This window comes from Simiaoa sp., from assembly GCF_051972595.1.
Classification (GTDB): Bacteria; Bacillota; Clostridia; order Lachnospirales; family Lachnospiraceae; genus Acetatifactor; species Acetatifactor hominis.
Map to the genome: position 1 here is coordinate 52735 of NZ_JBOKRY010000016.1, position 9394 is coordinate 62128.

8 protein-coding genes are annotated in these 9394 nt (G+C 47.8%); 6 read left to right on the top strand and 2 right to left on the bottom strand.

The window, feature by feature from the left end; translation table 11 throughout:
• The first annotated feature begins 40 nt into the window (after positions 1-40).
• Positions 41-1588 carry a Na+/H+ antiporter NhaC family protein gene (locus ACTRDR_RS07800; protein ID WP_440526796.1) on the top strand — a complete coding sequence of 516 codons (1548 nt, stop codon included), beginning with the start codon at positions 41-43 and terminating at the stop codon, positions 1586-1588.
• A 72-nt stretch (positions 1589-1660) separates the two neighbouring features.
• Positions 1661-2776: a UDP-galactopyranose mutase gene (gene glf / locus ACTRDR_RS07805; protein ID WP_440526798.1), complete on the top strand. Its 1116-nt coding sequence runs from the start codon at positions 1661-1663 to the stop codon at positions 2774-2776.
• A 98-nt stretch (positions 2777-2874) separates the two neighbouring features.
• Here the strand turns inward: glf and ACTRDR_RS07810 are convergent, their stop codons facing one another.
• The gene (locus ACTRDR_RS07810; RefSeq protein ID WP_176864332.1) at positions 2875-3558 is read right to left on the bottom strand and encodes a phosphatase PAP2 family protein; all 684 of its coding nucleotides are present in this window, start codon (positions 3556-3558) and stop codon (positions 2875-2877) included.
• Between the two features lie 122 nt (positions 3559-3680).
• On the bottom strand, positions 3681-4649 hold the full coding sequence (locus tag ACTRDR_RS07815; RefSeq protein ID WP_176864330.1) for a YegS/Rv2252/BmrU family lipid kinase: 969 nt from the start codon (positions 4647-4649) through the stop codon (positions 3681-3683).
• A gap of 161 nt (positions 4650-4810) precedes the next feature.
• On the opposite strand from ACTRDR_RS07815, the gene glyA reads away from it, so the two are divergent.
• The 4 genes from glyA to ACTRDR_RS07835 all read left to right on the top strand — a co-directional run bounded on the left by glyA (position 4811) and on the right by ACTRDR_RS07835 (position 9299).
• Positions 4811-6049, top strand: a complete 1239-nt coding sequence (gene glyA / locus ACTRDR_RS07820) for a serine hydroxymethyltransferase (RefSeq protein WP_440526801.1) — start codon at positions 4811-4813, stop codon at positions 6047-6049.
• Between the two features lie 186 nt (positions 6050-6235).
• A complete protein-coding gene (locus ACTRDR_RS07825; protein ID WP_154496435.1) occupies positions 6236-6679 on the top strand; it encodes an ACT domain-containing protein in 444 nt (147 codons plus the stop codon).
• A gap of 36 nt (positions 6680-6715) precedes the next feature.
• Positions 6716-7927 (top strand): homoserine dehydrogenase, encoded by a 1212-nt coding sequence (locus ACTRDR_RS07830; protein WP_178048983.1) that lies wholly within the window; start codon positions 6716-6718, stop codon positions 7925-7927.
• A gap of 52 nt (positions 7928-7979) precedes the next feature.
• Entirely contained in the window at positions 7980-9299 is a 1320-nt protein-coding gene (locus tag ACTRDR_RS07835) for an aspartate kinase (protein ID WP_440526802.1), read from the top strand.
• Positions 9300-9394: the final 95 nt, after the last annotated feature.

Sequence of the window (9394 nt, forward strand, 5' to 3'; positions counted from 1 at the left end):
GTGAAAAACTGCGAAAAAAACTACGAGAGAGGGCAAAATTATGTACGGAACAATTTGGGCATTACTACCCCCGGTGGTAGCAATTGTACTGGCACTGATCACAAAGGAAGTATATTCATCACTGTTTATCGGTATCGTTACGGGAGCTTTGATCTATACCGGATTTTCTCCCATTGCGACGCTGGACACAGTGATCAACGACGGATTCATCAATTCCGTTGCGGATGCATGGAATATCGGTATCTTCATGTTCCTGATCCTGCTTGGAACCATGGTGGCACTGATGAACAAGGCAGGAGGCTCTGCAGCCTTCGGTGAATGGGCGAAAAAGCATGTAAAGACCAGAGCGGGAGCACTGCTTGCCACCTTTTTATTAGGTGTTCTGATCTTCGTGGATGACTATTTCAACTGTCTGACCGTAGGCTCCGTTATGCAGCCGGTCACAGACGGACACAAGATTTCCCGCGCAAAGCTTGCATATATCATAGATGCCACGGCGGCACCCATCTGTATGATCGCACCGATCTCTTCCTGGGCAGCAGCAGTATCCGGTATGGTGGATGAGGGTGTGTATTCCGGCATCGAACTGTTTGTAAGGGCAATTCCCTATAACTATTATTCGCTGTTAACCATTGTATTTGTCGTCGGAATGGCACTGATGGGATTCGATTACGGTCCCATGGCTAAGCATGAGCGTAATGCCAGAGAAAAGGGGGACCTGTTCACGGAGGGTGAACGCGTGACAAATGCGGATAACGCACCCAAGGGTTCTGAAAGAGGAAAAGTATATGATCTGTTGATCCCTGTGATCGTATTGATCATCTGTTGTGTCGTTGGTATGATCTATGTCGGCGGATTTTTCGAAGGTGTGGATTTCATCGATGCCTTCAGTGCTACAGATGCTTCTGTGGGACTTCCCTGGGGATCGCTGATCGCGCTGCTGTTTGCCATTGTATATTATATGTGCAGAAGACTGGTATCCTTTAAGGAGGCCATGAACTGTCTGACCCAGGGCTTTATCGCTATGGTACCTGCCATGCTGATTTTGACCTTTGCAGTTACCCTGAAGACCATGACCGGACTGTTAGGCGCGGATGTCTATGTGGCAGGTCTGATGCAGGGTGCCTCTTCGGGGCTGACCAATATGCTTCCCGCGATCATCTTCCTGGTAGCATGTTTCTTAGCTTTTGCTTCCGGTACCAGCTGGGGAACCTTCGGTATTCTGATCCCTATTGTAACCGGCGTATTTACCGATCCTGCTACCGGAGCCATCGTACCCGGAGCCGAGCATCTGATCATCATCGGTGTGTCTGCATGTCTGGCAGGTGCTGTTATGGGTGACCATTGTTCTCCTATCTCCGATACCACGATCATGGCTTCCGCAGGGGCACAGTGTAATCATATCAACCATGTATCCACCCAGGTACCTTACGTACTGACTGTGGCAGCAATCTCTTTTGTGACCTATATCATTGCCGGATTTGTACAGAATGTGGTGATCTGTCTGGTGATCGGTATTCTGCTGACACTGGTGACACTGCTTGTACTGAAGCGTGTCTTCGGACAGAAGACTGCTACGCAGCAGTAACATAAAACGGGAATAATATTAGTACAGAAATGTGTCTGAATGTGTCTGTGGGAAAGGAAATATATAGAAACTATGAAATACGATTATCTGGTCGTCGGTTCCGGCCTGTACGGAGCCGTGTTCGCAAGAGAAGCGGCTGACAGAGGGAAAAAGGTTCTTGTGATCGACAAGCGTCCCAATGTGGCGGGTAATATTTACACGGAAAAAGTGGAAGGGATCCATGTCCACAAATACGGTGCCCATATTTTTCATACCAATGATACGAAGGTATGGAAGTATATTACGAGATTTGCGGAGTTCAACCGGTTCACCAATTCCCCGGTGGCAAACTACCGTGGAGAACTGTATTCCCTGCCTTTTAACATGTATACGTTTAATAAAATGTGGGGTGTGGTGACGCCTACGGAAGCAGCGGCGAAGATCGAAGCGCAGAAAAAAGAAGCATGTATCACGGAGCCGAAGAACTTAGAAGAGCAGGCCATTTCTCTGGTTGGAAGAGATATTTTTGAAAAGCTGATCAAGGGCTATACAGAGAAGCAGTGGGGACGTGACTGTAAGGAACTTCCGGCATTTATCATCAAGCGTCTGCCGGTTCGACTGACTTTTGATAATAATTACTTCAACGCCCTGTATCAGGGCATTCCCATCGGCGGTTACACGAGGCTGGTGGAGCATTTGTTAGAAGGTATGGAAGTACACCTGAATACAGATTATCTGGAGCAGAAGGAGGAACTGGACAGACTGGCGGAAACAGTCGTCTATACCGGTCCCATCGATGCGTATTTCGGATATTCGCTGGGAGCATTGGAATATCGTTCCGTAAGATTTGAGACAGAGGTGCTGGATATTCCGAACTTCCAGGGCAATGCGGCAGTGAATTATACGGACCGTGAGACTCCCTGGACCCGGATCATTGAACATAAATGGTTCGAGTTCGGCAAAGACGAACAGGGACAGGAGTTACCGAAGACGGTCATCAGCAGAGAGTACAGCTCCGAATGGAAGCCGGGAGATGAGCCTTACTATCCGGTCAACGATGAAAAGAACGGCGCGTTGTATGCTGAGTATAAGAAGCTGGCAGATGCCGAGCAGAATGTGATCTTCGGAGGAAGACTGGCGGAATATCGCTATTATGATATGGATGCGGTCATTGCGTCGGCACTGCAGAAAAGTGAAGAAGTACTGTGATCATTCAGACCACAGCGGTGAGCATACCTGGTGTGACTCATAAAAAATGCAACGGTGAATCACACCGTTGCATTTTTTATCTCAAGAAATTGAATGTATTAATCGATCTGCGGTTTTGCTTTTCTCTTGTTGCGGAACTCTCTGACTGCGATCAGCAGGTCGTAACGATATACCAGGGTATACATTATCGCTGCCATAACGAAAGCGGTGAGTACATCGAAGACAGAGTGTTGTTTGATGAACATGGTCGCCAGGATGATCGAAGAAGCCAAAATCAGGGATCCGATGCGGATGCCCTTTTTCTTCTCGAAGCACTTGCTGCGGATGATCGCAAAATGTGCACCCAGAGAATTATATACATGAATGCTGGGCCACAGGTTGGTAGGTGTGTCCGTCCGGTACAGAGCGGCTACCATGCGGGTGAAGATATTGTCTCTGGGCATTACTGCGGGACGAAGGTGCTGTCCGTTGGGCCACAGAGTGGATACGATCAGGAAGATCGTCATGCCTGTAAAGAGAAAAATACAGGTGCGGTAGTAATCCTCTTTATTTTTGAAGAAAAAGTAGATGACCACTGCCGATACATAGGCAAACCATAAAAAGTAAGGAATGACGAACACCTCACAGAAAGGGATGTAGTCATCGGCAGCCATATGTATGATCCGGTAATGCCCGGTGGTGTTCTTCTCCAGCCAGGCGAACCATGTCATATAGATAATGGCATATATAATAAGTGGAACGGCATGTTTATATTTTAAATAGAAGATCTTAAGCTTTTCCATAAAAACCTCATTTCTCTACCAAACCTATGCTTCAAAATCAATTTTAGTATAATCACCGGAAGAAAAAAATCAAGGTTTTTTTGGAATACTTAAGCATTCTTAAGAAAATCTTTAGGGTATGTTTATTTCACTTCGGGAGTGACCATGCGGATGGCACCGGGGAGGCATTCTACCCGAAAACCACAGCTTTTTCTGGTTACTTCTCCGTCGGTATGTACCCACAACGGAGAGGAAGTGGTAATGGACATCCGGGTGGCGGTATGCGCATTGATCCCCTTAACAAAATAGTGTTTACCGAAAAAGGCTGTGGGCAGGGCAAGCAGCACCAGTCCTTTGGAAATATTACCTACCGAGCACAGATCCAGCACGCCGTCATGATCGTTGGCGGAGGGACAGAACATGAAACCGCCGCCCTCGTAGCGGTGACTCATACAGGTAACGAACAAAAAGCGTGGAAGTGCTAAGTCTTCCTGCCTGTTATGCACGGTGTCTTCCAATGTCAGGGTACAGGAGACCTTGCGGGCGGTGATCAGCTGCTTTAAGGCGATTCCTAAATACGTCAGCTTGCCAAGACCGATCCGGTTCATGGTATCCTTGATGGGGGAATGCATGGCTTCTGCACAGACGGCTGCGTCAAAGCCGATTCCACAGCTGACAGCGAACAGCCTGGATTCTTCCGGCTGATCCGCATCGAGATAAGTAAGTCTCCCTAAGTCCATGATGCTGGGAGCAGCATCCCGAAGGATCAGATCAAGGGCTGCTTTCGGCTCTTTGGGAATATGAAGATCCCTGGCCAGATCGTTGCTGGAGCCGGTGGGAATGTAACCCAGGATCACCTTAGAAGGATCAGCGATGCCCTGCAGGGCTTCGTTCACCGTGCCATCGCCACCTAAGATAATGAGTTTTAAATCAGGATCGTCAGGATGCTCTGCGGTGATCTGTGCAGCCAGCTGCTTTACTTCTCCGGCCTTTTTTGAAAAATAGGTCTGATATACGGCATTGCTTTCTTTCAGAGCAGGTTCAATCTGCTCTGACCAGATCTTCGCCCCTCTGCCGGAGCGGGAGGCGGGATTGATAATAATATGATACATGAGGATACCTCATCTTTCGTAAGGATATAACTAAAGTTTATTCTAACACACTCAGGGGCTTCTGCCAACATTGTTCATTTTCCATCTTTGCAACTGAATAGTTCTATGCTATACTAAACCATAAGTTTAGCGAATTAACGTAACATAAGGAGGAATGAGGCATGTATTCATTGGATGAAGTAAAAAAAGTAGATCCCGAGGTGGCACAGACCATTATTGACGAGGAGAATCGTCAGAACAGTCATATCGAGCTGATCGCTTCCGAGAACTGGGTGAGTAAGGCAGTCATGGCGGCTATGGGCAGTCCCCTGACCAATAAATATGCGGAAGGTTATCCCGGCAAGAGATATTACGGTGGCTGTGAATGCGTGGATGTTATCGAGAATCTGGCAATCGAGCGTGCCAAGAAACTGTTTGGCTGTGATTATGCCAATGTACAGCCTCATTCCGGAGCACAGGCGAATATGGCAGTGCAGTTTGCTGTACTGAAGCCCGGTGATACTATCATGGGTATGAATCTGGATCACGGCGGACATCTGACCCATGGTTCACCTGTGAATATGTCCGGTAAATATTTCCATGTAGTACCTTATGGCGTGGATGACAACGGATTCTTAGATTATGACAGAATGAGAGAACTGGCACTGGAATGCAAGCCTAAGATGATCATTGCCGGTGCTTCTGCGTATGCCAGAACCATTGATTTCAAGAAGTTCCGTGAAGTGGCGGACGAAGTGGGCGCCGTACTGATGGTGGATATGGCACATATCGCAGGACTGGTGGCAGCAGGCCTTCATCCAAGTCCCATCCCTTATGCGGATGTAGTGACCACTACCACACATAAGACCCTGCGTGGACCCAGAGGCGGTATGATCCTGTGCAATAAGGAAGCCAATGAGAAGTTCAACTTCAACAAAGCCATCTTCCCCGGCATCCAGGGCGGCCCTCTGATGCATGTCATCGCTGCCAAGGCAGTCTGCTTCGAGGAAGCATTAAGCGACGACTTTAAAGTATATCAGAAGAATATCGTGGATAATGCCCAGGCACTGTGCAAGGGTCTGATGAGCCGTGATATCAAGATCGTATCCGGCGGCACCGACAATCACCTGATGCTGGTGGATCTGACCCCTTACGGACTGACCGGTAAGGCTGTGGAGAAGCTGCTGGATGCAGCGCACATCACTGCCAACAAGAACACCATCCCCAACGATCCCCAGTCTCCGTTCGTGACCAGTGGTATCCGTTTAGGAACCCCTGCTGTAACCTCCAGAGGTCTGAACACCGAGGACATGGATCAGGTGGCAGAAGCCATTGCTCTGGTCATCAAGGGCGGCGAAGAGCAGGTTCCCGCAGCCAGAGCCATCATTCAGAAATTAACAGACAAGTATCCTTTGATCTAAAGATCAGAGCATCAAAAAAAGAGCCGAAAGGCTCTTTTTTGATACTCTGAAATGCTCCGAAATGCAATAAAAATGCCTGAAAAAGATAAAAATGGGGGTTGTCTTTCGTACTTTACTGTGCTAGAATATCCCTCAGTGAAAAACAAGTGTCCGTACTACGGATACGAATTGCGGAAAGGATAACATATGGGAGAAACGACCAAGTATTTCGTGGTGAAGCAGAAGGCAATCCCCGAGGTACTGTTAAAGGTAGTGGAAGCAAAGCGGCTTCTTGAGTCAGAGAAGGTTCTGACCATACAGGAAGCGGTTGATGCAGTTGGTATCAGCCGCAGTTCTTTTTATAAGTACAAGGATGATATCTTTCCGTTTCATGACAATTCCCAGGGAACGACCATCACGCTGACTTTCCAGATGGATGACGAACCGGGAATTCTGTCGGATGTGCTGAAGATCATCGCAGAGTACCGGGCGAATATCCTGACGATCCATCAGAGTATTCCCATCAACGGAATCGCATCTCTGACACTGAGTATACAGGTACTGCAGACTACGGGAGATATCTCCCGGATGATCGAACAGCTGGAGGGGCAGACCAGTGTACATCATGTGAAAATACTGGCAAAGGAATAATGTCGGAACGAAAAAGATAAAAGTGAGGAGCATATTATGATCAATGTTGCAGTATTGGGCTATGGCACCGTCGGCAGCGGTGTGGTAGAAGTTATCGAGAAAAATAAGGACATGGTAAATAAAAAGTCCGCACAGGAACTGGAAGTGAAATACATCCTGGATCTGAGAGACTTCCCCGGAGATCCTTATGAGAATAAGGTCATTCATGATTTCAATACGATCTTACAGGATGACAGCGTAACCATCATCTGTGAGACCATGGGCGGTGTCGGAGCTGCTTACCAGTTCACGAAGCAGGCACTGGAACTGGGCAAAAGTGTCTGCACCTCCAACAAGGAGCTGGTAGCAAAGCATGGTCCCGAACTGTTGCAGATCGCCAGAGAGCACAACTGCAACTACTTATTTGAAGCAAGTGTGGGCGGCGGTATTCCCATTATCCGTCCGCTGAACTATTCCCTGACTGCGGAGAAGATTGAGGCTGTCAACGGTATCTTAAACGGTACCACGAACTATATCTTAAGCAAAATGGAAAAAGAAGGCGCGGATTTCGATACTGTCTTAAAGGAAGCACAGGACAAGGGCTATGCGGAGCGCAATCCGGAAGCAGATGTAGAAGGTCATGATGCCTGCCGTAAAATCGCGATTTTGTCTTCTCTGATGTTTGGTAAAAATGTTGACTCCGAGAAAATCCCTACCGAGGGTATTACGAAGATTACCGCAGCGGATTTCGAATATGCCAATGCTACGGAGCATACCATCAAGCTGTTGGGCAGAAGCCGTGCGATTGACGATGACACAGCGGAAGTTATGGTGGCACCGTTCATGCTTCCCAAGGACCATCCCCTGGCCATGGTATACGGGGTGTTCAATGCTGTATTTGTCACCGGCAATATGCTGGGAGATTCCATGTATTACGGACGGGGCGCAGGCAAGCTTCCCACCGCCAGTGCAGTGGTATCGGATGTCATCGACTGTGCAAGACATCAGGGCAAGGTGATCATGTGCTTCTGGGACAAAGAGGAAGTAAAGCTGGTAGATACAGGTGAGTCTGTAAGAAGCTTTTTTATCAGAGCAAAGGCCGGAGCGGAAGCTAATGTAGAGGCTGCTTTCCCCGGAGGTAAAGAGCTGCATTTAGAAGACCGTAAGGAAGACTTCGGATACTTCACACAGCCCATGAAGGAGAGCGAGTTCCTGGCAAAATACGAAGCACTGGGTGAGCAGATGCTTGGCAGGATCCGCCTGGTGTAAAAAAAGAATATTATAAAGAGTACTAAATATATATATTTGAGGAGAAAATGTTATGTCAAAAGTAGTGAAATTCGGTGGAAGCTCTCTGGCAAGTGCAGAGCAGTTCAAAAAGGTAGGAAATATCATCCGTGCGGATAAGGAGAGGAAATATGTGGTACCTTCCGCACCGGGAAAAAGATTTTCCAAGGATACCAAGGTAACAGATATGCTGTATGCCTGCTATGATCTGGCAGATCAGGGCAAGAGCTTCAAAGCAGAGCTGGATGCCATTAAGGCGCGTTACCAGGAGATTATAGATGGTTTACAGCTGGATCTGGACCTTAGTGAAGAGTTTGGGACCATTGAGAAAAATTTCAAGGCAAAATCCGGAAGCAATTATGCAGCTTCCCGTGGCGAATATCTGAACGGTATCATCATGGCAAATTACTTAGGCTATGATTTCATTGATGCGGCAACCGTAATTTTCTTCGATGAAAACGGTGAGTTTGACGCAGCAAAGACCAACGAAGTACTTCGTGCCAGACTGGCAGAGAGCAAGGAAGCGGTAGTTCCCGGATTCTACGGTTCTATGCCTGACGGAACGGTAAAGACCTTCTCCAGAGGCGGATCCGATATTACCGGTTCTATTGTGGCCAAGGCTGCCAAAGCAGATGTCTATGAGAATTGGACGGATGTGTCCGGTTTTCTGATCGCAGATCCCAGAATCATCGATCATCCCGAGGCTATTGAGACCATCACTTACCGCGAACTTCGCGAGCTGGCATATATGGGAGCTACCGTACTGCATGAGGATGCCATCTTCCCGGTACGCCAGGAGGGTATTCCCATCAATATCCGCAATACCAATGCACCGGAAGACAATGGCACCTGGATCGTGGGAAGCACCTGCCAGAAGTCCAAATATGTCATCACCGGTATCGCCGGTAAAAAAGGCTTCTGTGCTGTGAACATTGAAAAAGATATGATGAACTCCGAGATCGGTTTCGGCAGAAAGGTACTGCAGGCGTTTGAGGAAAACGGAATCTCCTTCGAACATGTTCCCTCCGGTATTGATACCATGACCGTATTCGTACATCAGGACGAATTCATGCACAAGGAGCAGAAAGTCGTGGCAGGCATCCACAGACTGGCAAATCCCGACACCATCGATATCGAGTCCGATCTGGCGCTGATCGCCGTGGTAGGTCGTGGCATGAAGTCCACCCGCGGTACAGCAGGTAGAATCTTCTCCGCACTGGCACACAAAAATATCAATGTCAAGATGATCGACCAGGGATCCTCTGAGCTGAACATCATCATCGGTGTGGCAAATGATGATTTCGAGACCGCAATCAAGGCAATTTATGATATCTTTGTAATTACAAGACTATAAGCCGATAGGATATAAAAAAGGCAGGTCATTAAGACCTGTCTTCAGACTGTAGACAAAACGCTTTTGGTCAGCACTCCAGAAGCGTTTTTCTTGTT